Annotated in this window: 25 protein-coding genes; 12 read left to right on the top strand and 13 right to left on the bottom strand. The window is 61.0% G+C overall.

Going from position 1 to position 25,880, the window contains the following annotated elements:
* Window position 1 precedes the first annotated feature (1 nt).
* Genes ACZ5FP_RS16920 through ACZ5FP_RS16910 form a run of 3 tightly spaced genes read right to left on the bottom strand, consistent with a single transcriptional unit; the run spans window position 2 to window position 4,754 of the window.
* The gene (locus ACZ5FP_RS16920; protein WP_464663331.1) at window positions 2–2,833 is read right to left on the bottom strand and encodes a DUF4159 domain-containing protein; all 2,832 of its coding nucleotides are present in this window, start codon (window positions 2,831–2,833) and stop codon (window positions 2–4) included.
* A complete protein-coding gene (locus ACZ5FP_RS16915; RefSeq protein ID WP_464661352.1) occupies window positions 2,833–3,747 on the bottom strand; it encodes a DUF58 domain-containing protein in 915 nt (304 codons plus the stop codon). Before ACZ5FP_RS16915 ends, ACZ5FP_RS16920 begins: the two co-directional genes overlap by 1 nt.
* Window positions 3,747–4,754, bottom strand: coding sequence for an AAA family ATPase (locus tag ACZ5FP_RS16910; RefSeq protein ID WP_464661351.1), 1,008 nt, complete (start codon window positions 4,752–4,754; stop codon window positions 3,747–3,749). Before ACZ5FP_RS16910 ends, ACZ5FP_RS16915 begins: the two co-directional genes overlap by 1 nt.
* Before the next feature lie 134 nt (window positions 4,755–4,888).
* Here ACZ5FP_RS16910 and ACZ5FP_RS16905 point away from each other — a divergent pair, with 134 nt between their 5' ends.
* The 3 genes from ACZ5FP_RS16905 to ACZ5FP_RS16895 are packed head-to-tail and all read left to right on the top strand — an operon-like array spanning window position 4,889 to window position 7,406.
* The gene (locus tag ACZ5FP_RS16905; RefSeq protein ID WP_464661350.1) at window positions 4,889–5,497 is read left to right on the top strand and encodes a DUF1285 domain-containing protein; all 609 of its coding nucleotides are present in this window, start codon (window positions 4,889–4,891) and stop codon (window positions 5,495–5,497) included.
* Window positions 5,494–6,135, top strand: coding sequence for a CoA pyrophosphatase (locus tag ACZ5FP_RS16900; RefSeq protein WP_403183904.1), 642 nt, complete (start codon window positions 5,494–5,496; stop codon window positions 6,133–6,135). The genes ACZ5FP_RS16905 and ACZ5FP_RS16900 overlap by 4 nt, the downstream gene beginning before the upstream one ends.
* Before the next feature lie 2 nt (window positions 6,136–6,137).
* Entirely contained in the window at window positions 6,138–7,406 is a 1,269-nt protein-coding gene (locus ACZ5FP_RS16895; RefSeq protein ID WP_464663329.1) for a CCA tRNA nucleotidyltransferase, read from the top strand.
* Here the strand turns inward: ACZ5FP_RS16895 and ACZ5FP_RS16890 are convergent.
* A complete protein-coding gene (locus ACZ5FP_RS16890) occupies window positions 7,403–7,585 on the bottom strand; it encodes a DUF1059 domain-containing protein (RefSeq protein ID WP_105732019.1) in 183 nt (60 codons plus the stop codon). The genes ACZ5FP_RS16895 and ACZ5FP_RS16890 overlap by 4 nt on opposite strands.
* 124 nt (window positions 7,586–7,709) lie before the next feature.
* On the bottom strand, window positions 7,710–8,624 hold the full coding sequence (gene hemF / locus ACZ5FP_RS16885; RefSeq protein WP_223612566.1) for an oxygen-dependent coproporphyrinogen oxidase: 915 nt from the start codon (window positions 8,622–8,624) through the stop codon (window positions 7,710–7,712).
* Between the two features lie 147 nt (window positions 8,625–8,771).
* Here hemF and ACZ5FP_RS16880 point away from each other — a divergent pair, with 147 nt between their 5' ends.
* Window positions 8,772–9,044 carry a hypothetical protein gene (locus tag ACZ5FP_RS16880; RefSeq protein WP_223612567.1) on the top strand — a complete coding sequence of 91 codons (273 nt, stop codon included), beginning with the start codon at window positions 8,772–8,774 and terminating at the stop codon, window positions 9,042–9,044.
* A gap of 238 nt (window positions 9,045–9,282) precedes the next feature.
* Window positions 9,283–10,386 (top strand): ABC transporter substrate-binding protein, encoded by a 1,104-nt coding sequence (locus ACZ5FP_RS16875; protein ID WP_288192683.1) that lies wholly within the window; start codon window positions 9,283–9,285, stop codon window positions 10,384–10,386.
* A 49-nt stretch (window positions 10,387–10,435) separates the two neighbouring features.
* On the opposite strand, the gene ACZ5FP_RS16870 is transcribed toward ACZ5FP_RS16875, so the two are convergent.
* Window positions 10,436–10,909 carry a tRNA (cytidine(34)-2'-O)-methyltransferase gene (locus tag ACZ5FP_RS16870; RefSeq protein WP_346306284.1) on the bottom strand — a complete coding sequence of 158 codons (474 nt, stop codon included), beginning with the start codon at window positions 10,907–10,909 and terminating at the stop codon, window positions 10,436–10,438.
* Between the two features lie 410 nt (window positions 10,910–11,319).
* Between ACZ5FP_RS16870 and ACZ5FP_RS16865 the strand changes: the two genes are divergently transcribed.
* From ACZ5FP_RS16865 to ACZ5FP_RS16840, 6 genes are all read left to right on the top strand, one after another.
* Window positions 11,320–13,170: an ABC transporter ATP-binding protein gene (locus tag ACZ5FP_RS16865; RefSeq protein ID WP_464661349.1), complete on the top strand. Its 1,851-nt coding sequence runs from the start codon at window positions 11,320–11,322 to the stop codon at window positions 13,168–13,170.
* Between the two features lie 179 nt (window positions 13,171–13,349).
* Window positions 13,350–15,200 carry an ABC transporter ATP-binding protein gene (locus ACZ5FP_RS16860; protein ID WP_464661348.1) on the top strand — a complete coding sequence of 617 codons (1,851 nt, stop codon included), beginning with the start codon at window positions 13,350–13,352 and terminating at the stop codon, window positions 15,198–15,200.
* A gap of 235 nt (window positions 15,201–15,435) precedes the next feature.
* Window positions 15,436–15,999: a ubiquinol-cytochrome c reductase iron-sulfur subunit gene (gene petA / locus ACZ5FP_RS16855; protein ID WP_105732026.1), complete on the top strand. Its 564-nt coding sequence runs from the start codon at window positions 15,436–15,438 to the stop codon at window positions 15,997–15,999.
* A gap of 21 nt (window positions 16,000–16,020) precedes the next feature.
* On the top strand, window positions 16,021–17,319 hold the full coding sequence (locus tag ACZ5FP_RS16850) for a cytochrome b (RefSeq protein ID WP_346306282.1): 1,299 nt from the start codon (window positions 16,021–16,023) through the stop codon (window positions 17,317–17,319).
* A 20-nt stretch (window positions 17,320–17,339) separates the two neighbouring features.
* On the top strand, window positions 17,340–18,209 hold the full coding sequence (locus ACZ5FP_RS16845) for a cytochrome c1 (RefSeq protein WP_105732028.1): 870 nt from the start codon (window positions 17,340–17,342) through the stop codon (window positions 18,207–18,209).
* A 112-nt stretch (window positions 18,210–18,321) separates the two neighbouring features.
* Entirely contained in the window at window positions 18,322–18,867 is a 546-nt protein-coding gene (locus ACZ5FP_RS16840; protein WP_464661347.1) for an adenine phosphoribosyltransferase, read from the top strand.
* Between the two features lie 20 nt (window positions 18,868–18,887).
* Here ACZ5FP_RS16840 and ACZ5FP_RS16835 read toward each other — a convergent pair whose 3' ends face one another.
* From ACZ5FP_RS16835 to ACZ5FP_RS16815, 5 genes are all read right to left on the bottom strand, one after another.
* Window positions 18,888–19,358, bottom strand: a complete 471-nt coding sequence (locus ACZ5FP_RS16835; RefSeq protein WP_464661346.1) for a MaoC family dehydratase — start codon at window positions 19,356–19,358, stop codon at window positions 18,888–18,890.
* On the bottom strand, window positions 19,355–19,825 hold the full coding sequence (locus ACZ5FP_RS16830; RefSeq protein WP_464661345.1) for a MaoC family dehydratase: 471 nt from the start codon (window positions 19,823–19,825) through the stop codon (window positions 19,355–19,357). Before ACZ5FP_RS16830 ends, ACZ5FP_RS16835 begins: the two co-directional genes overlap by 4 nt.
* 210 nt (window positions 19,826–20,035) lie before the next feature.
* A complete protein-coding gene (ychF, locus tag ACZ5FP_RS16825) occupies window positions 20,036–21,139 on the bottom strand; it encodes a redox-regulated ATPase YchF (protein ID WP_288192688.1) in 1,104 nt (367 codons plus the stop codon).
* Window positions 21,140–21,151: 12 nt separating this feature from the next.
* A complete protein-coding gene (gene pth, locus ACZ5FP_RS16820) occupies window positions 21,152–21,865 on the bottom strand; it encodes an aminoacyl-tRNA hydrolase (protein WP_464661344.1) in 714 nt (237 codons plus the stop codon).
* Window positions 21,866–21,891: 26 nt separating this feature from the next.
* On the bottom strand, window positions 21,892–22,530 hold the full coding sequence (locus tag ACZ5FP_RS16815; RefSeq protein WP_223612577.1) for a 50S ribosomal protein L25/general stress protein Ctc: 639 nt from the start codon (window positions 22,528–22,530) through the stop codon (window positions 21,892–21,894).
* A 272-nt stretch (window positions 22,531–22,802) separates the two neighbouring features.
* Between ACZ5FP_RS16815 and chrA the strand changes: the two genes are divergently transcribed.
* Window positions 22,803–24,110, top strand: coding sequence for a chromate efflux transporter (chrA, locus tag ACZ5FP_RS16810; RefSeq protein ID WP_464661343.1), 1,308 nt, complete (start codon window positions 22,803–22,805; stop codon window positions 24,108–24,110).
* On the opposite strand, the gene ACZ5FP_RS16805 is transcribed toward chrA, so the two are convergent.
* Both ACZ5FP_RS16805 and ACZ5FP_RS16800 read right to left on the bottom strand, forming a co-directional pair.
* Window positions 24,107–25,039: a ribose-phosphate pyrophosphokinase gene (locus tag ACZ5FP_RS16805; RefSeq protein ID WP_223612579.1), complete on the bottom strand. Its 933-nt coding sequence runs from the start codon at window positions 25,037–25,039 to the stop codon at window positions 24,107–24,109. The genes chrA and ACZ5FP_RS16805 overlap by 4 nt on opposite strands.
* A 133-nt stretch (window positions 25,040–25,172) precedes the next feature.
* Window positions 25,173–25,832, bottom strand: a complete 660-nt coding sequence (locus ACZ5FP_RS16800; protein WP_464661342.1) for a hypothetical protein — start codon at window positions 25,830–25,832, stop codon at window positions 25,173–25,175.
* Window positions 25,833–25,880: the final 48 nt, after the last annotated feature.

Here is a 25,880-nt window from a genome sequence, read left to right as displayed (position 1 = left end):
GTCAGTTCGCCAGCCGCTTCAGGAGATCGGGCACGTGCACCTGATCGGATTTGTAGTTGCCGGTCAGCATGTACATGACGATGTTGATGCCCGCGCGATAGGCGAGAACCCGCTGATCCGGATCATTGGGGATGGTCGGAAGCAGGGGAGCGCCGCTGGCGTTGACGGCCCAGGCGCCCGCGAGATCATTGCCGGTTATCATGATGGGCGAAACGCCGTCGCCGACCCGCACCGGGCGGTCCTTGTTGGCTTCGGGTGCCTGCGAAGCCTGCACCCACAGCTGGCTGCCGCGGAACCGGCCGGGAAAATCCTGCAGGATATAGAAGGCCTTGGTCAGCACATGGTCATTGGGCACCGGTTCCAGCGCCGGTATGTTCATGCCGGAAAGAATGTCGCGCAGGCGTGCATTGGCCGGTGTCGAGCTGTTGTCGAAGCTGATAGCGGCGGCATCCTGATCGCGCGTGTCGAACAGAACGGTTCCGCCCTGCTGCATATAGGCGTCGATCTTGGCAATCGCGGCCTGCGACGGCATTTTGGCCGCCGGGTCGACGGGCCAGTAGATCAGCGGAAAGAAGGCGAGCTCATCGGTTTCGGGGTTGACGCCTATGGGCTCGCCGGGCTCCAGCGCCGTGCTGTCGGCAAGTGCCCTGGAAAGCCCGAAAAGGCCCGCCTTGCTGATGTCGTCAACGGCACGATCCCCGGTGATGATATAGGCGAGGTGCGTGGCATTGACCGCGTCCAGGATCGTCTGGTCGCCCGGTTTGCTGTCGTTCTGCTGGGCATGGGCCGGAGAGGGACCGAATGCCAGGATGGCGGGAATGATGAGGATCGCCAGGGAGGCGGCTGCGGCCGTCTTGAAGCGGCGGCGCAAATGCCCGCCAAGCCAGAGAATGGCAAGCGCGTCGAGCGCCAGCAGCAGGGCGGCGAGCCCGAAGAGCGGGCCGCGCAGCGGCACCGATTCATCGACGGCATAGCGTGCCGTGGTTACGGGAATGGCAAGCTCGGGGCGTACCAGAGGCTTGATGCCGCTGTCCGGCTTGAAGAGGTTGAGGGCACTCATGGAATCCTCGACGCCGTAAAAGCCGGGCGGATTGTCAAAGCTCACGGTGCCGGTTTCGCCCGGCTTGAGGATAAGCGGCTTGGCATCCGCACCCGGAGGGGTCAAAGCCCCCTCGGCGTTCAACGTCAGATAGGGCGGAAAGGCGCGGGAAGCCCCGGCGCCATTGTCCTGCGGCGACGGTCCGGTGTTGCGCGACAAGGTGACGATGCGGTGCAGCATGTCGACAAAACTGCCGCTGATCGGCAGGTTCGACCATGTGGCTTCGGGCGTGACGTGGAAGAGGACGAGCTGCCCGCGCCCGCGGGTCTCGCCCGTCACCAGCGGTGTGCCGTCGGCAAGATTGGCCCAGCTCTTCTCGAAGAGGTCGATGGCGGGCTCTGCCAGAACCTGGCGGTTGACGGTGACATCGTGCGGCGTCGGCAGCCCGGCAAACGGACCCGTATCCGGGAACGCGGCAACCGGCTGGGATTCCTTCCACGACAGGGCACCGCCCAAAGAACGTTCGCCCTTGCGCAGGTTGACCGGCAGAAGCGGGTCGTGCTCGCTGTTGCCCGCAAGGCGTGGCCCGGCAAAGCGGATCAGTGTCCCGCCCTTGGCAACCCAGTCCACCATGGCCTGTTCGGTCTCGCCGGGCAGTTTGCCGATATCGGCCATGATGATGACGGACGGCTTCTGCTCCAGAAGTTCGGGAATGGCTTTGATCAGCTCCGCATTGCGTGGCCGCAGGAGATCGGCGAAGGGCTCAAGCGCGCGTGAAATGTAGTAGAGCGGCGACAGCAGGGGCTGCGACAGATCCGCTTCGGAACCGGACAGCAGGGCGACGCGCCGCCGCTTGTTGTTGTCGTCGACAAGGAACGTGGCGCCCGCGTGCGGGGCGTTGTCGATGCGCAGGCTGTGAAAGTCGTTGCGCAGTTCGTAGGGCGCCGCGATGACGGCTTCGCCGGTCGCTTCATTGGCCCGGAAAACCAGTCCGGTTTCGGCGATGCGGCGGCCTTTTTCATCATAGGCGCCGATGGTGATGCCGCCCGAGGCACGGCTGTCATCGGAACGCACGGCGTGGACGGTGAGCCCGTTCGCATTGTTCTCCACCTGCCGGATGGCAGAAAGGGCCGCGATCGACGGCTGATACCAGATCACCGAGGCGATCCCGCTCCCCTCCATGGATTTGATGGCCGTCGCCGCCTGCGGGGTGTCGACACCGTCGTTGAGGTAGGCGACGCGCACGCCTTTGACATTGGCAAGGACGGCCTTCAACCGGTCGAAGGCAGCGCTGCGGTTGACGGGAATCGGCCGGACATTCAGCGCACGCAGCCGCTCAAGCGCGGTTGCGGCATCGAACGGACCGACATCGGCATTCAGTTTCTCGGCCGTACCCAGAATATAGATCAGCGCGCCGGAGGCATTGGCATCGGCGATGAGCCGTTCTGCCGTTTCCTTGCGCGCGGTCCATTCCTCATTGGAGGACCAGCCATTGTCGAGCACGATGGCGACCGGCTCCTTGCCGCTCAAAGTCTCGGCGCGCGGATTCCATACGGGTTCGGCGAGCGCCAGAATGACGAGCGCTGCCAGCACAAGCCGCAGCAGCGTCAGCCACCACGGGCTGCGGTCCGGCGTTTCCTCCTTCTTGAGGATCTGGGCCAGAATTTTCAGCGGCGGGAAGGATTCCCGGACCGGCCGCGGCGGTGTCGCCCGCAGCAGCCACCAGATGACGGGCAGGGCCAGAAGTCCCAGCAGAATTGCCGGTGCGCCGAGGGCAAGGGGAAAGGCACCCATCATAGGCCCGTCCTCTGATACCCGGCGTCGGCGGTCATGTTCAGGTGCACGGAAACCAGCGCTTCGGAGGCAAGGCGGTCGGTGCGGTTGGCGGTGTAGCTCCAGCCGATCCGGCGGCAATAGGCGCTGAGTGTTTCCCTGCGGGCAAGGAACAGGCGCTTGTATTCCTCGGCATAGTCCTGCGCCCGGCCGACGGTCAGCATCGCGCCGGATTCCGGATCGACGAATTCCGTGCGCCGCTTGTAGGGGAAATCCGCTTCGGCCGGATCGTAGATTTCAACCAGATGCGCGCGGGCGCCGCGCTGGGCAATCTGCTCAAGCAGGGCAAGCGTCTCGCTGACCGGTTCGAGAAAATCGCTGACCAGCACCACATCGGAAAAGCGCCGGACCTTGCTGAAATCCGGCTGCTTCGGCAGATCGGCCACATGCGACAGCGCAACCGCCAATCGCTCCGCGCCATTGGCGGCGGAGGTCGGATCGGTCACGTCCGGGAAGGCGATGCGCTCGCCGCTGCGCGACAAAAGTTCGGCCAATGCGAGGATGAGTACGAGCGCGCGCGATTCCTTCGATACCTGCGCCATATCCGATTTGTAGAGCATGGAGGCAGAGGAATCGGCCCACAGCCAGACCGTATGGGCGGCTTCCCATTCCTGATCCCTGACATAGGTGCGGTCATCGCGCGCCGAACGGCGCCAGTCGATGCGCGCGATGGCTTCGCCGTCGGTGTAGGGCCGGAACTGCCAGAACGTCTCGCCGACGCCGCTCTTGCGGCGGCCATGCCAGCCGGTATTCGTGGTGTTGGCAATGCGGCGGGCTTCGACCAGAAGATCGGGCAACAGCGCGGCGCGCTGGCGTGCACGCGCCAGCGCCTCACGTGTCGCGGTCTTCTGGACCTGCGCGCCGATGGCTGCCATCAGAGTGCGGCCTTGGTCAGATTGGCGATGACCTCGCGCACGTTCATGCCGTCGGCGCGGGCGGCGAAGGTCAGTGCCATGCGGTGCTGCAGAACGGGCTCGGCCAGCGCCCGGACATCGTCAATCGACGGCGCGAGACGCCCGTCATAGAGCGCGCGGGCGCGGGCGCACAGCATCAGCGCCTGGCTCGCACGGGGGCCGGGACCCCAGGCGATGAATCTTTGCGCGATATCGTTGTCCGCACCGGGGCGGGCCGAACGCACGAGCTTGAGGATGGCTTCGACAACGCCTTCCGCCACGGGAATCCGGCGGATCAGCTGCTGCATTTCGCGCAGGCGCTCGGCAGTGATGGTCTTGGCCGCTCGGGCTTCGGAGGTGCCCGTGGTTTCGAGAAGGACGCGGCGCTCCGCGTCGAGTTCCGGATAAAGGATATCGATCTGCATGAGAAAGCGGTCAAGCTGTGCCTCGGGCAGGGGATAGGTGCCTTCCTGCTCCAGCGGATTTTGTGTCGCCAGCACGTGGAACGGCGACGGCAGGTCGTGCCGTTCACCGGCAACGGTCACATGATATTCCTGCATCGACTGCAGCAGGGCCGACTGGGTGCGCGGCGAGGCGCGGTTGATTTCGTCGGCCATCAGCAGCTGCGCGAAGATCGGGCCTTTGACATAGCGGAACGAGCGCTTGCCATGGTCATCCTGTTCCATGACTTCCGAGCCGATAATATCCGATGGCATGAGGTCGGGCGTGAACTGCACGCGGCGCTCGTCGAGGCCGAGCACGGTACCGAGGGTTTCGACCAGCTTGGTCTTGGCAAGGCCGGGAACGCCGACGAGAAGGGCATGGCCGCCGGCAAGCAGCGCGACGAGCGTGCGCTCGATCACGCTTTCCTGGCCGAAGATGACAGTGCCGACGGCAGCGCGTACCCTGGAGATATCGGCCAGAGCCTTTTCGGCCTCTGCTATCATGGCCTTCGGATCGGACGGTTCCCCGGTTTTGATGATTGTCATGGTTTACCTCGTCTCTGGCCTGCGGAGCTGGTTTATGGTCAGCTTCTCACTTAAATGAGTCTAGATCACTATGACATGCAGACAAGCGGTTTAACGGTGACTATTTCGTGACGAATGAACAAAAAGGTCTTGGTATGGCACAGTCAGAGGGCACGTTGCGCGATGCGGCAGGGCTTGAAGCGCTGATTTCGCGCGCCGCGGCGCAAGGCAAGGGCCTGCCGCCGGTGGAAAAGTGGAACCCCGACTTCTGCGGCGATCTCGACATGGAGATCAAGGCTGATGGCACCTGGTTCTACATGGGAACACCCATCGGCCGCGCACCGCTGGTCCGGCTGTTCTCCACGGTCCTGCGCCGGGATGCCGATGGCAAGACCTATCTGGTCACGCCCGTCGAGAAAGTCGGTATCCGCGTCGAGGATGCGCCCTTCCTTGGCGTCGAGCTCAATGTATCCGGCGAGGGCGCCGATCAGGTCATGACCTTCCGCACCAATGTGGGTGATATCGTCGAGGCAAATGCCGCCAATCCCTTGCGCTTTGTCATCGATCCGGCCAATGGCGGGCTTAAGCCCTACGTGCTGGTGCGCGGACGGCTGGAAGCGCTGCTGGCCCGCCCGGTCATGTACGAACTGGTCGGCCATGGCGAAGATATCGTCGTCGGCGGCAAATCCATGTTTGCCGTGCGTTCCGGCGGTACGGTCTTTCCGATCATGCCGTCGGGCGAGCTGGAAGAGCAAAGCCTATGAACCAGACAGTATTGAGGGATGACGGCTTTTCCGCCCGGGCCTTTGCGCAGCGCGTCGCGGCGAAGGGCCATGAGACGCTGAGCGTCGATCATGGCGACCACCTGCTCAATCCCGACCTCGATGCCCTGATCGCGGCGACCAAACTGCGCGAGGCGGCGGTGCTGATCCCCATCGTCGATCATGGAGATGAAGCGGGCGTCATTCTCACCCTGCGCAATGCCAACATGCGCAAGCATTCGGGCCAGGTGGCGTTTCCCGGCGGCGCCATCGATCCGGAAGACGATTTCCAGCCGGAAAAGGCGGCGCTGCGGGAAGCGCATGAGGAGATCGGCCTGGAAGGGCGGCATGTCGAGCTGCTCGGCCGTCTGCCGCGCTATCTCACCACGACGGGCTATTCCATCACCCCGGTGCTCGGGCTCGTTCATCCGCCATTCGACCTGACGCCCAATCCGGATGAGGTGGCCGATGTGTTCGAAGTGCCATTGTCCTTTCTGATGAATCCTGCCAACCACCGCAGGGAAAGCCGGATATGGCAGGACAAGGAACGTTTCTATTATACGATGCCGTTCGGCGACCGCTTCATCTGGGGCGTTACGGCGGGCATCATCCGCACACTTTATGAAAGGCTCTATTCTTGAGCATGACAGTATCGATTGCCGGCAAGGCCCCATGGCTGAAGAACGAGGCTTTGCAAAGGCTGCTCGCCGCCCTTTCCGCCGATGGCGAGGGCGCGCGCATCGTCGGCGGCGCGGTGCGCAATGCGCTTCTCGGGCAAGAGGTGTCCGATCTCGATATCGCAACCACCTGTGTGCCGGATGAAACGATTCACCGGGCGCAGGCGGCGGGGTTCAAGACCGTGCCGACCGGTATCAGCCATGGCACGGTGACCGTTGTCGCCGACAAGCGGCCGTTCGAGGTGACCACGCTGCGCGCCGATGTCGAGACCGACGGGCGCCATGCAGCCGTTGCCTTCGGCCGCGATTGGCAGGTGGATGCGGACCGGCGCGATTTCACCATCAACGCGCTCTACGTCGAAGCGGATGGCACGATCGTCGATCTGGTCGGCGGTCTTGCCGATATTGAAAGCCGGACCCTGCGCTTCATCGGCGATGCTGAACAGCGCATCCGCGAGGATTACCTGCGCATCCTGCGCTTCTTCCGGTTTTTTGCCTGGTATGGCCATGGCCGTCCCGAGAGCGAAGGTTTGAAGGCCTGTGCCCGCCTGAAGGACGGGCTGGCACAGCTGTCGGCGGAGCGTATCTGGTCGGAGCTGAAGAAGATGCTGGCGGCGCCGGATCCTTCGCGCGCCCTGCTGTGGATGCGTCAGGCGGGCGTGCTGACGGCGGTTCTGCCGGAGAGCGAGAAATGGGGCATCGATGCGATCCATGGTCTCGTCAAAACGGAAAAGGAACTTGGCTGGCCGGCTGATCCGCTGCTGCGCCTTGCCAGCATGATCCCGCCCGATGCGGCGCGCATCCATGCCATGGCGGTGCGCCTGAAGCTTTCCAATCAGGAGCGCGAGCGGCTGGAAGCCTGGGCTGGTGCCGTCCTGCCCAATGCCGAAATTTCCGAGGCGGGTTTTGCCAAGCGGCTGTATCGCAGCGACCGGCAGGGCATGATGGACCGCCTGCGCCTTGCGCTGGTTTCAGCGCGCATGGAGGCGCTCAACGACAATGCCGCCATGATGCGTGCCGGTTATCTGTCAAAACTGCTGGAATTTGCCGGGCGATACGAGAAGCCCAAATTCCCCGTTTCCGGCGGCGACCTCATCGCTGCCGGTCTGGAAAAGGGCCCCGATGTGGGCAAGCTGCAACGCGCGCTCGAGGATGCCTGGATTGACTCGGGCTTTACGCTGGACCGTGATGCGCTGCTTGCCAGAATTCCCGACCTGACAGGAAAGCCCGTCTAGGCAGCCTTGCCCTTTTCAGGCTGGATATTGGCCTTGATCGTTTCGAGCATGGCTTCGCGGATGGCCGTTTCGCCGTGGGTTTCGCGAAGGTGCTCGGTGGCGCGGCGGATGATCTCGGCTTCGGTGTCGTGACGGGTATGCCACTGGCAACCGGGAACGATGCAATGAAGTTCTTTCATGGCCTTTTCTCCCTGTTGTGGGCCCGGTGTGACACGAGCCCTCTCCATCGAGATACGGCTTCAGATACCGTACCGGCAGCACCATAACGCATGAAAGCCGGTATTGATCCCTGAAAAAATCACATCACGGCCATTTGACCGTTGGCGGCATGGACGAAAGGATCGAATCCACGTTGCCGCCGGTCTTCAGGCCGAAGATCGTGCCGCGGTCGTAGAGCAGGTTGAATTCAACGTAGCGTCCGCGCCGGACCAGCTGTTCCTGCCGGTCTTCGGAACTCCAGTCCCGGTTGAAATTCTGCCGGACGAGATAGGGGTAGACCACCGAAAAGGCCCGGCCGACGTCGCGGGTGAAGGCAAAGTCGGCATCCCAGCCGCCATTTTCGTCAGAAGAATGCAGCCAGTCATAGAAAATGCCGCCCGTGCCGCGCGGCTCCTTGCGGTGCGGCAGATAAAAATACTCGTCGCACCAGTCCTTGAATTTCTCGTGGCTGGCAACCGCCGCATGCTTGTCACAGACGAATTTCATCGCCTTGTGGAAGGCGGCGGTATCCGGGTCTTCCTGTGTCCGCTTGCGGTCGAGAACGGGTGTCAGGTCAGCGCCGCCGCCGAACCACTGGCGGGTGGTGACAACCATGCGCGTGTTCATGTGCACCGCCGGGACGAACGGGTTCTGCGGATGGGCAATCAGCGAAATGCCCGATGCCCAGAAGCGCGGATCTTCATCCGCACCGGGTATCTGCTTGCGGAATTCCTGGGAAAATTCGCCATGGACGGTGGAGGTGTGAACCCCGACCTTCTCGAAGACCCGGCCATGCATGATGGACATGATCCCGCCGCCGCCATTGCCTTCGTCGCGCTGCCATGGCGTCTGCACAAAACGGCCCGCCGGCCGGTCGGAGAGTGGCCCTTCCAGATCATCCTCGAGCTGCTCGAAACTGGCGCAGATCTTGTCGCGCAATTCGGCAAACCACGCGGTGGCGGCTGTCTTCTTGTCTTCAAGTGCTTCGGGCAGGATGGCGGGAATATCCGGGCGGTCCATATTAGCGATTCCTTCTTGCTGTGTACTTTATCACATCCGGGGCGCGGCAAAGGAAGGTGGTGTTTGGGCTATCCCAAAAAAATGACTCGTTTTCAGGGCGGGGTTTGATCTACTCTCTGCCGTACAGGGTTCAGGAAGGGATGCAAAATGGTCTCCAAAGTACCCAGGACACACTTTCCCAAGCCGCCGCTCGACGGCTTGCGCAAGCAGCTGAAGGAAAGCCGGGGCGAAGCCCCCCGGCAGCGTGGTGCATTCATCCGCGAGAGCTTCCGCCTGCCGCGTCTTGCCGCCCGGGAGAAGGCGAAGGAGTGGTTCGACCAATACCCGAAAGCGGCCTACTGGACCGAAATCGAAAGCTGGTACGAACGGCCTGGCGACATCATCGAATTCACCATGCGCCGTTTGCCCAATGCCGACTAAAATCGGCTGAAAAGACCGATGCGTGTGCGGAAATCTCGAATTTCCAGGAAAAACCGGCGTGAATTGTCAACAACCGAACACTTTTCTTCATAAATGGCATCAAATTATTTCAATGATGGATTCAGGATTGTCATGAATCGTGGCTGACAGCCTGCCATAAAGACAGTAGAACTTTTTGCAGCGCCGGAGAATCTTCCGGCCGCGCAATCCGCGCAATAAAAAATTCAAGGAGGACACTATGCGCTTATCGTTGATCTCTGGCGTGGCGTTGACGGCTGTCATGGCGATGACTTCATTCGCCCGTGCTGACATCGTCATCGGCAACATCGCGCCTGTAACCGGCCCTGTGGCTGCCTATGGCATGCAGGTGAAGAACGGTGTTGCTGCGGCTGCGGAAGCCATCAATGCCGAAGGCGGCATCAAGGGCGAGAAGATCGTCATCAAGCTTTTCGATGACGCCGGCGAGCCGAAGCAGGGTGTGTCGGTTGCCAACCAGGTGGTCGGCGAAGGCATCAAGTTCGTGGTCGGTCCGGTCACATCAGGCGTTTCGATGCCGGTTTCCGACGTGCTGGCTGAAAACGGCATCCTGATGATCACCCCGACCTCCACCACGCCGGATCTGACGACGCGTGGCCTGGACACCGTGTTCCGCACCTGCGGCCGCGATGACCAGCAGGCCGAAGTCGCTGCCCAGTACATTCTCAAGCACTACAAGGACAAGCGCGTCGCGGTTGTCTATGACAAGAACACCTATGGCACGGGTCTGGCCAACAATCTGAAGGCAACGCTCAACAAGGGCGGCGTCAAGGAAGTTGTCGATCAGGGCATCAATGCCGGTGAAAAGGACTACAGCGCGCTCATTACCCGCCTGAAGTCGGAAAAAGCCGACGTGATCTATTTCGGCGGTTACCATCCGGAAGGCGGCCTGATTGCCCGCCAGCTGGCTGATCAGGGCATCAAGGCTCAGATCATCGGTGCCGAAGGCCTGTCGAACACGGAATATTGGGCCATTGGCGGCGCTGCCGCTGCCGGTACGCTGTTCACCAACAGTGCCGATCCGACAAAGAACCCGTCCGCTGCAAAGATCATGGAAGCTTTGAAGGCCAAGAACATTCCGGCTGAAGCCTTCACGCTCAATGCCTATGCGGCGCTGCAGGTCATCAAGGCCGGCATTGAAAAGGCTGGCTCCGCCGATCCGGCAGCGGTTGCTGCGGCACTGCATTCCGGCGCACCCGTTTCAACCGTCGTCGGCGACCTGACCTATGCAAAGACCGGCGATCTGACGACGCCGACCTTCGTTCTCTACAAGTGGGAAGACGGCAAGGCAGCTGAAGTCAAGTAAGCTTCCTGTCAGATGAATGAGGACGCCGGTCAGAAATGGCCGGCGTTTTTCATGCGGGCAGCGAGAACTGCCGCAAGGCTTCACCGGTGGCGATGGCCGCGGACAGCGCCAGATTGAGCGACCGCGCCCCCGGCACCATCGGGATGATCAATCTGGCATCGGCCGACTGGTGCACCTCATCCGGCACGCCGGCCGATTCGCGTCCAAGCAGCAGGATGTCGCCCTGCCGAAAGGTGAATTGCGTGTAGGGCACGGCCGCCTTGGTGGAAAACAGCAGCAGGCGGCGCTGTTCGCCCTGGCGCCAGTTCTGGAAGTGCTGCCAGTCGGCATGGCGCGTGAGCGCGGCCTGTTCGAGGTAATCCATACCGGCGCGTTTGAGCGACCGGTCGGATACATCAAAGCCCGCGGGCTCGATGAGATCGACCCCGATCCCGAAACAGGCGGCCATGCGCAGGATCGTGCCAGTATTGCCCGGAATATCCGGCTGGTAGAGCGCGATGCGCAGGTCGGGTTTGTTTTCAATCACAACCGGTGGGCTCCGTTGGCAATATTTCGCTCAGGCGCATGTATTTCCTGAGAATAGGCTCTCGCTTTTTCCGTTCATAATAGGTATAGGGTTTCGACCGCAACGCTAACTTTGCCAACACAAACTTTGGAGGTGTCGATGACTGAATTTTTCCGACTTCTTCCAAACCGGATGGCTTCTCCCGATGAAGCCGTGCCCGGTGTCGTTGGCGGTCTTGTGTCTGTTCTTTCCGCGTAGTTTTCTTCCCTGACACAAGTCGCAATCGTCCCATGGTTGGCGTTTGCATGTTTGTCTTTCTCTGTTTCCATCATGCTCCGGCAACCCAAGCGCAGTAACCGCCACGCTGCGTCGGAATCATTTTCGTCTCGCATGTCATGCCGAGACCGTCGCCCGAAAGAGGTTTGATAATGTTTCGCTGGTTTGAAAAAAGGCTTGACGCGTTTCCATCCGCCGAGCCCAGTGAGCCACCCAAGACACTGGTTGCATTCTGTTTGCACTACACGCGCGGCGTCTGGCCATGGCTCGCCGTCATGGCGGTATGCACGGCGTCGATCGCCGTCCTTGAAGTGTCGATGTATGCCTTCATGGGCAATGTCGTCGACTGGCTGTCCAACCAGTCCCGTGAAACCTTCATTGCGCAGGAAGGCTGGAAGCTCGCCTTGCTTGCCGGTGTCGTGCTGATCGTCATGCCCGGCATCGTGCTGCTCGACTCGCTGGTCATTCACCAGACCCTGCTGAGCAACTACCCCATGCGCATCCGCTGGATGGTGCATCGCTATGTCGTCCGTCAGTCCATGACGTTCTTCCAGGACGAGTTTGCCGGGCGGATTTCCACCAAGCTGATGCAGACATCGCTCGCCGTGCGCGAGGCGGTGATGAAGCTGCTCGACGTCCTGAACTATGTGATCGTCTATTTCAGCGGCACGCTCATCATCGCCGCCGCTGCCGATCTGCGTCTCATGGTGCCGTTCCTGATGTGGCTGGCCGCCTATGTCGGGCTGATGTGGTATTTCATCCCGAAGCTGCAGGTGGCGTCCAAGGCGCAGGCGGATTCGCGCTCGTCGATGACGGGCCGTATCGTCGACAGCTACACGAACATCGCCACGGTCAAGCTCTTCTCCCATTCCAAGCGGGAAGAGAACTATGCCCGCGAGGGAATGGAGGAGTTCCTGTCCACCGCCTATACGCAGATGCGCATGGTGACGGGATTCCATGTCACGCTCTATGCGATGAACTGCCTCCTGCTTTTCTCGGTAAGCAGCATTGCGATCTGGCTGTGGCTCGGTTCGGCCATTTCCGTTGGCGCCGTGGCAGTGGGTATCGGCCTTGTGCTGCGTCTCAACGGCATGTCGCAGTGGATCATGTGGGAAATGTCGGCGCTGTTCGAGAATATCGGAACGGTGGAAGACGGCATTACCTCCATCTCGCTGCCGCGCCTTGTCACGGATGTTCCCAATGCGCCGGAACTGGCTGTCAGCGCCGGTGCGATCCGCTTCGAGGCTATCGGTTTCCACTACGGCAAGGGTGCGGGCGTCATCGACAGGCTGTCCCTCGACATCCGTCCCGGCGAAAAGATCGGGCTGGTCGGACGGTCGGGTGCGGGCAAGTCGACGCTCGTCAACCTGCTCCTGCGGTTCTACGATCTGGAGAGCGGCCGTATCACCATCGATGGCCAGGATATCGCCAAGGTGAAGCAGGACTCGCTGCGCGAGCATATCGGCATGATCACGCAGGATACCTCGCTGCTGCACCGCTCCATCCGCGACAACGTGCTGTATGGCAGGCCCGATGCTTCGGAAGAGCTGATGCGCCAGGCCGTGCAGAATGCGCAGGCGGAGGCGTTCATCGAGGCGGCGTCCGATCCCAAGGGACGGCGCGGGTTCGATGCGCATGTGGGCGAGCGGGGCGTCAAGCTCTCGGGCGGCCAGCGCCAGCGTATCGCCATTGCCCGGGTCATGCTCAAGGACGCGCCGATTCTCATCATGGACGAGGCGACCTCCGCGCTTGATTCGGAAGTGGAAGCGGCCATCCAGGACAATCTTTACCGGCTGATGCAGGGAAAGACGGTCATTGCCATCGCGCACCGCCTGTCCACCATTGCGGCGCTTGACCGTCTCGTGGTGATGGACAAGGGCCGGATCGTGGAAAGCGGCAGCCATGAGGAATTGATTGCCGCCGATGGCATCTACGCCAACCTCTGGGCCCGGCAGTCCGGTGGCTTCCTCGGGCTGGATGACGAGCAGGAAGCGGCGGAATAGCTGCCTTCAACAGTCCTGCTGCACCAATGCTTCCCGGTTCCGCCGGGGAGCATTTTTCTTTGCCGGGAAATATCTGAATGAACTTTAATTTGACCGGCGAGGGGACTCGCTCAAGAGTATTCTTTCAGTCGCGCGCTGCACGTCTGACCCTGAAAGGCTCCTGATCCGATGTGCACCGCATGAGAAATATCTTCCGTCTGTTCGAAAGCTGGATCGATCCTTACGCCGCACCGCCGGCGGATCATGTCCCGTCGCGGCCGTTCCCGTTCATCTGGTTCTATGTCCGGCAGGCCAAGGCCGCGTTCTTCGCGGTGCTGGTACTGGGCGGGCTCGTCGCGCTGACGGAAGCGGGCCTGTTCTGGTTTCTCGGCGGGCTCGTCGATATTCTGGCATCGGTCAACCCGGCAAAGGGCTGGCAAGGCCTGATGCAGGATCACGGCACGCCGCTCGTTCTGATGCTGGCGGGTGTCCTGATCGCCCGGACGATCATCCTGACGTTGTCGGCGCTGGTGGAGGAGCAGACCGTCGTGCCGGGTTTCTTCAATCTGGTGCGCTGGCAGGCGCATCTGCACACCTATCGCCAGAGCCTCGCCTTCTTCCAGAACGACTTTTCCGGCCGCATCGTCACCAAGGTCTGGGCGACCGGGCAGGCGGTCGGCGATTTCATGATGACGCTTCTGCAGGCCATCTGGATCTGCATCGTCTACAGCGTCACCACCATCGCGCTGATCGGCGACCTAGACTGGCGGCTGGCGACGATCGTCATCGTCTGGCTCGCTGCGTTCAGCCTGATCGCCCGCTATTTCCTGCCGCGCGTGCGCCGGGCCGCGGCGGAAACAGCCGAAGCAAGCTCCGTCGTCACCGGGCGGCTGGTCGATGGTTACAGCAATATCCAGACGCTCAAGCTGTTCGGCAGTGCGGAACGCGACGACGCCTATATGCGGCAGGGCATGCAGCGCTGGCTCGATGCCATCATTCCGCTGACGCGCGGCCTGAGCGGCATCCGCATTGCGCTCGGCGCAACCAGCGGTGTGATGATCTGCGCCGTGGCGATTGTTTCCATCGATCTGTGGTTGAAGTCGGAAATATCGCCCGGTGCCATCGCCTTCACCCTCGGCCTTGTCCTGCGGTTGAGCATGCTTTTGGGGCGGACCATGGCCAACCTCAACGGTCTCCTGCGCAATTACGGTACCATCCAGAATTCGATGGAACTGCTGGCGCGGCCGGTCACCGTTGTCGACAAACCCGGTGCGGCACAGCTTGCGGTACCCGCAGGCGCCATCCGTTTCGACAATGTGCAGTTTCACTATGACCGCTCGAAGCCGGTCTTCGACAATCTGTCGCTGAACATTCTTCCCGGCGAAAAGGTCGGGCTTGTCGGACGTTCCGGTGCGGGCAAGTCCACCCTGGTCAACCTGCTCCTGCGCTTCTACGACGTGCAGGCCGGGCGCATTCTGATCGACGGGCAGGATATTGCGGAGGTAACGCAGGACTCGCTGCGCGCGCATATCGGCATGGTAACGCAAGACACCTCGCTGCTGCATCGCTCCGTGCGCGACAACATCCTGTATGGCCGTCCCGAGGCATCCGATGAACTGATGCAGCAGGCCGTGGAGAATGCGCAGGCCGACACCTTCATTGCCGCCTTGACCGATCCCAAGGGCAGGCGGGGCTTCGATGCCCATGTGGGCGAGCGCGGCGTCAAGCTGTCCGGCGGCCAGCGGCAGCGCATCGCCATCGCGCGGGTCATGCTGAAGGACGCACCGATTCTCATTCTCGACGAGGCGACATCCGCACTCGATTCGGAAGTGGAAGCGGCGATACAGGACAATCTCTACCGGCTGATGCGCGGCAAAACCGTCATCGCCATCGCGCACCGCCTGTCGACCATCGCTGCGCTCGACCGGCTTGTGGTCATGGATGGCGGACGCATTGTCGAGAGCGGCAGCCACGACGCGCTGATCGCCGCCAATGGGCTCTACGCCGGACTTTGGGCGCGCCAATCCGGCGGCTTTATCGGGCGCCTGTAAGGCCGCTGCGAAAATGCAAACAGATTCATGGCCAAAGAGTGGAAAAGGTGTGGCGACTTATCCCTGCGACATCCTGCCCTTGTGGCTCTGTCAGGCTGGACAAGCTCATGCGACATGCTTAGAAACCACGCAATATGCTGGGGAATCCGCGAGGCTCATTCTATGGGCCAGTCGTGTATTGTGGTGACAAAGTGGACTCTCCTGCTGCGTTGTTATTCGGAAAGGAACAGGCCCCGTGAGCGCACACGATACGACCGAGCCGACACGGCGTGACTTCCTCTATATTGCGACAGGTATGGCCGGTGTGGTCGGAGCGGGAGCCTTTGCATGGCCCTTCATCGACCAGATGAGACCGGACGCATCCACGCTGGCAGTCTCGTCCATCGAAGTTGATGTTTCAGCGCTGACACCGGGCATGTCCCTGACGGTCAAGTGGCGCGGTAAACCCGTTTTCATTCGCAATCGTACGCCGAAGGAAATCGAGGATGCCAAAAACGTCCAGCTGAGCCAGCTCAAGGATCCGATTGCGCGCAACGCCAATCTGCCGAGCGATGCCCAGGCGACCGATGCGGATCGCGGTGCAGGCAAAGGCAAGGAAAACTGGCTGGTCATGATCGGCGTGTGCACCCATCTGGGTTGCATTCCGCTCGGGCAGCAGGGTGATTTCGGCGGCTGGTTCTGCCCATGCCACGGCTCGCAATACGATACTGCCGGGCGCATCCGTTCCGGTCCCGCACCGGAAAACCTGCCCGTCCCGCCACTTTCATTCATTTCCGACACCGTCATCAAGATCGGCTAAGGTTCCAGGGGGAGACACGACATGAGCGGTGGACATTCATCCTATACGCCGAACACAGGTATCGAAAAATGGGTCGATGCGCGACTTCCGTTGCCGCGTCTGATCTATGATTCATTCGTTGCCTATCCTGTTCCGCGCAATCTCAACTACGCCTATGCCTTCGGTGGCATTCTGGCGATCATGCTGGTGGCGCAGATCATCACCGGTGTCGTTCTGGCCATGCATTATGCGGCTGAGACGGGACTGGCATTCAACTCCGTTGAAAAGATCATGCGCGACGTGAATTCGGGCTGGCTGCTGCGCTACCTGCATTCCAACGGCGCATCGATGTTCTTCCTTGCGGTCTGGGTGCATATTTTCCGCGGGCTCTACTACGGTTCCTACAAGGCGCCGCGCGAGCTGTTGTGGATCCTCGGCGTGATCATCCTTCTCCTGATGATGGCGACCGCCTTCATGGGCTACGTCCTGCCCTGGGGCCAGATGTCCTTCTGGGGTGCAACCGTCATCACCGGCTTCTTCACGGCGTTTCCGATCATCGGCGACCCGATCCAGCAGCTGCTGCTCGGCGGTTTTGCCGTGGATAATCCGACCCTCAACCGCTTCTTCTCGCTGCATTACCTGCTGCCCTTCATGATTGCCGGTGTTGTTATCCTGCACGTCTGGGCTCTGCACGTGACCGGCCAGACCAACCCGACCGGTATTGAAGTCAAGTCGAAGACGGACACGGTGGCGTTCACACCCTATGCAACCATCAAGGATGCATTTGCGCTGTCGCTCTTCCTGATCCTCTTTGCCTACTTCGTCTTCTACATGCCGAACTACATGGGCCATCCGGACAACTACATTCCGGCTGACTCGCTGAAGACGCCAGCTCACATCGTTCCTGAATGGTACTTCCTGCCGTTCTACGCGATGCTGCGCGCCATCACCTTCAACATCGGACCGATCAACTCGAAGCTCGGCGGCGTTCTGACCATGTTCGGCTCGATCGCGATCCTGTTCATCGTGCCATGGCTCGATACATCGAAGGTGCGTTCGGCCGTCTATCGTCCCTGGTACAAGCTGTTCTTCTGGATTTTCGTTGCCAATGCCATCATGCTCGGCTGGCTCGGTTCGCGTCCTGCCGAAGGCATCTACACGATCCTTTCGCAGCTCGGCACAGCCTTCTACTTCGGCTTCTTCATCATCATCATGCCGTTGCTCGGCCTGATCGAAACGCCGCGCCGCATTCCAAACTCGATTACCGAAGCTGTGCTTGCCAAGACCAAGAGCGGCGGTCAGCCCGCGGGTGTTGCGGCGGCTCCGGAAACTAAAGGCTGAGAAACGTGAAGGACTCTCCGATGAAAAAAATCCTCCTCGGTCTCGCAGCTGCCGGTCTCGGGACCATGCTGGCTTTCGGCGGCGGTGCGTTTGCGGAAGAAGCAGCCCACAATGCTGCTGAGCCGACGCACTTCCCGATCAAGCATCCGGAACAGATGAAGTGGTCCTTCGCCGGCCCCTTCGGCACCTATGACAAGCAGCAGCTTCAGCGCGGTCTGAAGATCTACAAGGAAGTCTGCTCCGCCTGCCATTCGATGAAGCTGGTAGCTTTCCGTTCGCTTTCGGAACTCGGTTACAGCGAAGCGCAGGTCAAGGCATTCGCCGCGGAATATGAAGTGAAGGACGGCCCCAATGCGGAAGGTGAGATGTTCACCCGCAAGGCTATTCCGGCTGATCATTTCCCGGCGCCGTTCGCCAATGAACAGGCAGCGGCTGCCGCCAACAATGGTGCCGCTCCGCCCGACTTCTCGCTGATCGCCAAGGCCCGTGCCGTCGAGCGCGGCTTCCCGCAGTTCCTGATCGACATCTTCTGGGGACAGTATCAGGAAGGCGGACCGGACTATATTCACGCGCTGCTGACCGGCTTCGGCGAAACACCGCCGGAAGGCATGAAGATCCCCGAGGGCACGCACTACAACCCTTACTTCATCGCCGCCAAGTCATTGGCCATGGCCCAGCCGTTGCAGGATGGCCAGGTGACCTATGATGACGGTTCGCCGCAGACACTGGCGCAGTATTCTAAGGACGTATCGGCATTCCTGATGTGGGCCGCTGAACCGCACCTGGAAGACCGCAAGAAGACCGGCTTCCGCGTCATGATCTTCCTTGTTCTGTTTGCGGGTCTCCTCTACGTCGCCAAGCGCCGTATCTGGGCCGACATCGAACATTGATCGGCTCTGACTATATCTGATCCGGAAAGGGCGCCTTGCGCCCTTTTCTTTTGCGGTGGTGGTCTATTAAACTGCACCGCTGTGCGCCTTGCAGGCACAAAGGAGTGACGACATGGATTCAACGCTGAAGCAGACGCTGGTGAATGCCATTCGGAATATCCCCGATTATCCCAAACCCGGCGTCATGTTTCGTGACATCACGACCCTGCTTGGCGATGCACGCGCCTTTCGCCGGGCCGTCGATGAACTGGTCCATCCCTATGCGGGCGGCAAGGTCGACAAGGTTGCCGGTGTGGAAGCGCGCGGCTTCATCATCGGCGGCGCCATGGCGCACCAGCTGTCCTCCGGTTTCGTGCCGATCCGCAAGAAGGGCAAGCTGCCGCATGACACGGTGCGCATTGCCTACAGTCTGGAATATGGCGTCGATGAAATGGAGATGCACCGGGATGCCATCGTGCCGGGCGAGAAGGTCATTCTCGTCGATGACCTGATCGCAACGGGTGGCACGGCCGAAGCTGCGGTGAAACTGTTGCAGCAGATGGGCGCCGATATTGTCAGCGCCTGCTTCATCATCGATCTGCCTGATCTGGGCGGGCGCAGGAAGCTCGAAGCGCTCGGCGTCAACGTGCGCACGCTCGTTGCCTATGAAGGCCACTGAGGGCCTTCTGCGGCCCTGTACTAGGCCAATCCAATCAACGCGGCGCTGTTGAACTCCAGGACCTTCTGCTCGTCCTGGTTATAGGCCGCGGACGACATCTGCATCATCGCCCAGCCGGGGCGGGATTTCAGCGCGCGAAAACCGTTCAGCGTCCGGGTGAAGCGGATCGTGTCCCCGGCATAAACAGGCTTCAGCCATTTCAGGTTTTCAAAGCCGGGCGAGGGGCCGAATTGCGGCGGCGTTTCGCCCCGCTCCATGGCCGCCTTGATCTGGCGTTTCATGTCCTCGACATTCAGCCGCATCCAAATGGCCGTCGTATGCCAGCCGGAGGCGCACAGTGCCCCGAAATTGCTGTGTTTGGCCGCTTCCGGATCGACGTGGAAACGCTGCGGATCGTACTTCCTGGCAAAGGTTACGATCTCTTCCGCGGTGAATGTGTGCGTGCCGAGATCGCGTTCGATCCCGATAAGGGCGGTGAGGGCTGCGCTCATGCTGCGGCGGGCTCCCGCAATGTGAACATGCCCGTGTTCTGCAGTTCGCAGACCACTTCGCCATGCTGGTTGGAGATGGCGTGGTGCAGCACGATGAAGCCGAGGTCCGGCTTGGATTTGGATACGCGCCGTTCGATGACCGTGCTCTTGCCGGTCAGCGTGTCCCCGGCAAGAACCGGCTTTTTCCACTTGGCGTAGTCGATGCCCGGCGCACCCTGCGATGTGGAATCGAGGAGATAGGCATCGCACATCATGCGCATAAACATGGAAACCGTGTGCCAGCCGGAGGCGGCAAGGCCGCCAAGGATGCTGGCTTTTCCGGCAGCCTCGTCCAGATGGAAGGGCTGGGGATCGAACTGGGTGGCGAAATCGATGATTTCACCGGCTTCGACGGATTTCGCGGGGAGCAGCCATTCGCTGCCGACCGTGAAATCCTCATAGGCATATCGGGGGGTGTAGTCGCTCATGCCGCCATAATAGGCATGAGCGCTTTTGGTTCAAGAGGCCGATTGCATCTGCATCGTGCGTGGTTCGACAAGCTCACCATGAGGGATGTGGTTTGGCTGCAAACTCATGGGAGGCATTGCAGGATACAGCTCCCTGCAATCCTCACCCTCCCGCATGGTGAGCTTGTCGAACCACGCACCACAGTGGTGTCAGACTAACGAGTCTCGATTCTAGGTATTGAAACGGAACAGCATGATATCGCCGTCCTGCACCACATATTCCTTGCCTTCGTCGCGCGCCTTGCCGGCTTCCTTGGCGGCGACTTCGCCGCCGAGGGTGACATAGTCATTGTAGGCGATGGTCTGCGCGCGGATGAAGCCGCGCTCAAAATCCGTGTGGATGACGCCGGCGGCCTGTGGTGCCTTGGAACCGCGTTCAACGGTCCAGGCGCGGGCTTCCTTCGGTCCGACGGTGAAATAGGTGATCAGGTGCAGCAGCTTGTAGCCGGCGCGGATCAGGCGATCGAGACCGGGCTCGTCCAGGTTCATCGCGTCCAGATATTCCTTGGCCTCTTCATCGGGCAACTGTGCAACCTCGGCTTCGATGGCAGCGGAGATCGTCACCGTCTCGGCGCCCTGGGCGGTTGCCATTTCCTCGACGGCTTCCGTGTGTTCATTGCCGGTTGCCGCATCGCTTTCGGCGACGTTGCAGACGTAGAGCACGGGCTTTGATGTCAGGAGATTGAGGCCCTGCAGAATGAGGAGGTCGTCAGGCGCAATGCCGTTCAGCATGAAGCGGACCGGCTTGCCGCCCTGCAGCAGGGAGAGCGCCTGCTCCATGACGGGAAGAACGGTGAGGGCTTCCTTGTCCTTGACGCTGGCGCGCTTGCGGAACTGCACGATGCGGCGCTCGAGACTGTCAAGGTCGGAAAGCATCAGTTCCGTCTCGACGGTTTCCGCGTCGGAGACGGGATCGATCCGGCCTTCGACGTGGGTGATGTCATCATCTTCAAAGCAGCGCAGCACGTGCACCACGGCGTCGACTTCGCGGATGTTGGCAAGGAACTGGTTGCCGAGGCCTTCACCCTTGGATGCGCCGCGCACGAGGCCGGCGATGTCGACAAAGCTGATACGGGTCGGAACGATGTTGGCCGATTTGCCGATCTTGGCGATGGCCTGCAGGCGCGGATCAGGCACGGCAACTTCGCCGGTGTTCGGCTCGATGGTGCAGAACGGATAGTTCGCAGCCTGCGCGGCAGCTGTCTTGGTCAAGGCGTTGAAAAGCGTCGATTTGCCAACATTGGGCAAGCCAACGATGCCGCATTTGAAACCCATAATCTGCGATCCTTATTCTTTCTTGCCGAAGAGCTTGTTCAGCATGTCGGCCATCGGGCCGGTTTTTGGAATGTTGACGTTCGGCTTGGCCGGACGTGCCTGCCGGATATGGCTTTGACCCGCCGGTTTTGCAACCGGATTCGGCTCGCTCCTGTGGCGGCTGCCGGTGGCGAGCGCCACGCGGTTCATGAACCCGGCATCGTCCTGCTTGACGAGCAAACCCGTATTGTCGGCGATTGCCCCGAGAATGGGTTCGACCCATTCCCCGTCCGCCTTGGAAAAATTGCCGAGGACATGGTGTGTCACCATCTCCTTGACGCCGGGATGACCGATCCCGACGCGAATGCGCCGGTAGTCCTTGCCGCAATGGGCATCGATGGACTTGATGCCGTTGTGCCCGCCCGAACCTCCGCCCGTCTTCACGCGCAGCTTGCCCGGCGGCAGATCCAGTTCGTCATAGATGACGACGAGATCGCCCAGCGCCAGCTTGTAGAAGCGCATGGCCTCGCCAACGGACTGGCCGGACAGATTCATGAACGTCTGGGGTTTGATCAGAATGACCTTTTCGCCGTCAATCGTGCCGTCGGCGATCAGGGCCTGGAACTTCTTGGTCCAGGGAGAAAAACGATGGCGACGGTGTATTTCATCCGCCGCCATGAAACCGATATTATGCCGGTTTGCAGCATATTGGGAGCCGGGATTGCCAAGACCTGCGATGAGCAGCACGGTGCCATAGCTCCCAATAGAGACGATTACTCGCCGTCTTTTTCTGCCGTTTCAGTGGTCTCGGCTGCTGCCTCAACGGTCTCGTCTTCTGCAGCGAGAACAGCCGGAGCGGCAATCGTGGCAATGGTGAAGTCACGATCGTGGATAACCGATGTTACGCCCTTCGGCAGTGTAACAGCGGAAATGTGGATCGAGTCTCCGATCTGCAGGCCGGTCAGATCGATTTCGATCGCATCCGGAATTGCATTTGCCGGGGCATGCAGTTCGACATCGTGACGAACGATGTTGAGAACGCCGCCGCGCTTGATGCCTGGGGACAGTTCTTCGTTGAGGAAGTGAACAGGGACGTTCACGTTCACAACCGACTTTGCCGACACACGCAGGAAGTCAACATGCACTGGCTTGTCGCTGACCGGATCGAGCTGGAAGTCCTTGGGAAGGACCTGAATGGTCTTGCCATCCAGCTGGATGTTCGCGATCGTCGTCTTGAAGCCGCCGCCGTGAATCTTGTAGTAGAGTGTCTTGTAGTCGAGGGTAATCGAGATTGGTGCCTGCTTGTCACCATAGATGACTGCTGGCACTTTACCGTTGCGGCGAATTTCCCGGGAGGACCCCTTACCAACCCGTTCGCGCGCCTCGGCCTTGAGCTCGTATGCTTCGCTCATGGCATTTCCTTTCGAGGTTCAAATCTGGAGTGTTTTCCGGGTTGTCTGCAAAGAAAGCCCAAAAAACATGAAGCGGTCGCATGGCCATCCGGAACCGGATGAAATGACCGCCCCATTCCGCGTTGCCTCCAAGGGTGTCTACGCGGATGGCGGCTCTATAACGGAAAGAGACGCCATGTGCAAGTTTGTTGCTTGACCGGTATGCCGGGAAAGTCTGTCATTCCACCGTCATGGGCGCTGTTTAGGGCGGGACAACGGAACAGGGACGGGCAATGGCCGGGACGATAGCGCTGGAACAGCAAAAAATCGAGGCGCGCGACGCGTTTTATACCTTCGGCAAGATCGGCCTTCTGTCCTTCGGCGGTCCGGCCGGACAGATCGCGATGATGCACCGCGTGCTGGTCGACGAAAAGCAGTGGATCAGTGAGGAACGCTTCCTGCATGCGCTGAATTTCTGCATGCTGCTGCCCGGTCCCGAAGCGATGCAGCTTGCCACCTATCTCGGCTGGCTGTTTCACGGTGTGAGGGGCGGTGTTGTCGCCGGGCTTCTGTTTATCTTGCCGGGCGCGTGCGTGATGCTGGCGCTGTCGGCGCTCTATGTCAGTTTCGGGCAGGTTCCCGTCGTCGAAGGGCTGCTGTTCGGTCTGAAAGCGGCCGTGCTGGCGATTGTGCTCGAGGCCCTGATCAAGGTCGGCAAGCGCGCTCTGACCGACTATCCCGCCTATGGCATCGCCATTTGCGCGTTTATCGCCATTGCCCTCATCAAGATGCCGTTCCCGCTGGTCATCCTGATCGCCGGGCTTTTCGGCTTTGCGCGCTATCGCCTGACCAACAGAGTGTCCCCGTCATTGCCGGACAGAACCATTGCCGAACCCGCGGCGCGCGGCGCTTTCCAGTCCGCCCTGGTGTGGACCATGCTCTGGCTGGGACCGCTTGCGCTCTTGCTGGCCGGGCTGGGGCAAAGCAATGTCTTTGCCGCCGAAGCAGCCTTCTTCTCCAAGATGGCCGTCGTCACCTTCGGCGGCGCCTATGCGGTACTGGCTTATGTGGCGCAGCAGGCGGTGGACTATTATGGCTGGCTCAAACCGGACGAAATGCTCACCGGGCTGGGGCTGGCTGAAACCACGCCCGGACCGCTCATCCTAGTGCTGGCCTTTGTCGGTTTCGTCGGCGGCGCGCGCCTGTCCGGCTTCGATCCGCTCACCGGCGGGCTGCTTGGCGGGCTGACGGCGCTGTGGTTCACCTTCGCACCATGTTTTCTCTGGATTTTTGCCGGTGCGCCGTTTGTCGAGCGGCTGCGCCATGTCGGCTGGCTGAAAGCCTCGCTGGCGGCGATCACCGCCGCCGTTGTCGGTGTCATCGCCAATCTTGCCGTATGGTTCGGCCTGCACGTGCTGTTTGGTGCGTTTCAGGAGAGGCTGGTTGGCCCGCTGCATCTGCCGGTGCTGGACCTCGCCGCCTTTGACTGGGCGGCGGCAGCCATAGCGTCGGGAGCGGCAGTCGCACTGATTGCGCTGCGCTTCAACATGCTTGTTGTGCTGGGACTGGCAGCGCTGGCCGGAATTGCGCTCCGGCTCTAGTCGAACAGGCTGGAAACCGATTCTTCCGAGGCTGTGCGCGAAACCGCTTCACCGATCAGATCGGAAATCGACAGGACGCGGATATTGTGCGCCGCTTCGATGGCCGGTGTCGGCTGGATGGAGTCGGTGATCACCAGTTCCTTCAGCTTCGAGCCGGCAATACGGGCGACCGCACCGCCGGAAAGCACGCCGTGGGTGATATAGGCGGTGACGCTGGTGGCACCCTTGGCAAGAAGTGCTTCGGCCGCGTTGCACAATGTGCCGCCGGAATCGACGATATCGTCGAACAGCAGGCAATCCTTGCCGGTGACTTCACCGATAACGTTCATGACTTCCGATTCACCGGGACGGTCGCGGCGCTTGTCGACGATGGCAAGCTGCGCGTCGATGCGCTTGGCCAGCGAACGGGCACGGACCACACCGCCGACGTCGGGCGAGACGACCATGACATTCGATGTGCCGTAATGGGCGCGGACATCGCGGGCGATGACCGGAACGGCATAGAGGTTGTCGGTCGGGATATCGAAGAAGCCCTGGATCTGGCCGGCGTGCAGATCGAGCGTCAGCACGCGGTTTGCACCGGCTTCGGTGATCAGATTGGCAACCAGCTTGGCGGAGATCGGGGTGCGCGGACCGGGCTTGCGGTCCTGGCGGGCATAGCCGAAATAGGGAAGGACTGCGGTGATGCGCTTTGCCGAGGACCGGCGGAAGGCATCGATCATGATGAGCAGTTCCATCAGGTGATCATTGGCCGGGAAGGAGGTCGACTGCATGACGAAGACATCTTCGCCGCGCACGTTTTCCTGGATCTCGACAAATATCTCCTCGTCGGCGAAGCGCCGGACGCTGGCCTTTCCAAGCGGTATATTGAGATATTTGGCGACAGATTCAGCGAGAACGCGATTGGAATTGCCCGCGAATAGTTTCATGCCCGTATTTTCCCCGGTGCCAACCAAGTGAAGGATATGCCGGGCCTTTTACTGTGCCTGACGCACATTGCAAGCGGGCAGGGCAGATTCATGCACAGTTCCTCGCTAATATCGCGTCAAACGCGTAAATATGTCACGTCTTGGCGCCGGATACCCATTTCAGATAGCCGTCGATTGCCTTGTCGGCGATTGATTCCATCACCTTCGGAGGCACGGTGCTCCAAGGGTCTGTTCCGTTGCCGGGGACGATTTCCTGTCCCTGGATACGGTGAAGCCGGGTTCCCGCAGGGTCGAGCACGTCCCAGACATAGATGATCGTCGTCTGGTTGCCGTCGGGCAGGGCGGAGAAGTAGCCCTTCATGATATGCGTGTTGTCGGTATCGGCGGCCGTACCCAGAACGATGCCCTTGGCCTTGGCCAGCGCCGAGAGCCGTTGTGACAAGGGTGTGGCGGCGGCAATCGGCGCGCCGACGATCGGGGCGAAACGCAATTTTGCCGTGCGGGACACACCCGGCTGCGCGGCGCCCGATGCAACGGCGGTGCCTGCGGGCGTGGCAGTTCCCGGTTGCGGCGTTGCTGCCGGTGTCCCCTGCGCCGTGGCCGTCGGCGTCGCGGTCGTCACCGTTGCCGGCGTTGTGCCCGGCGTGACCGTTCCCGGCGCTGCAGCTGTGCCTTGCGCTGCCGGAAGGTCTTTCTTTGTCACGCCCATCGGCGATTCGGCGCTGTTGCAGGCGCTGAGGCCAAGAGCCGCCAGCGCCGCACAGGTATAGGTCAGTGATTTGCGAGACATCATCTTTGGTCTAACCCCATCATGAGCCATAGTTGTGCCATCTCGAAAAAA

It is taken from the genome of Phyllobacterium sp. T2-21, assembly GCF_055378485.1.
This window is presented reverse-complemented; position numbering and strand designations above follow the sequence as displayed.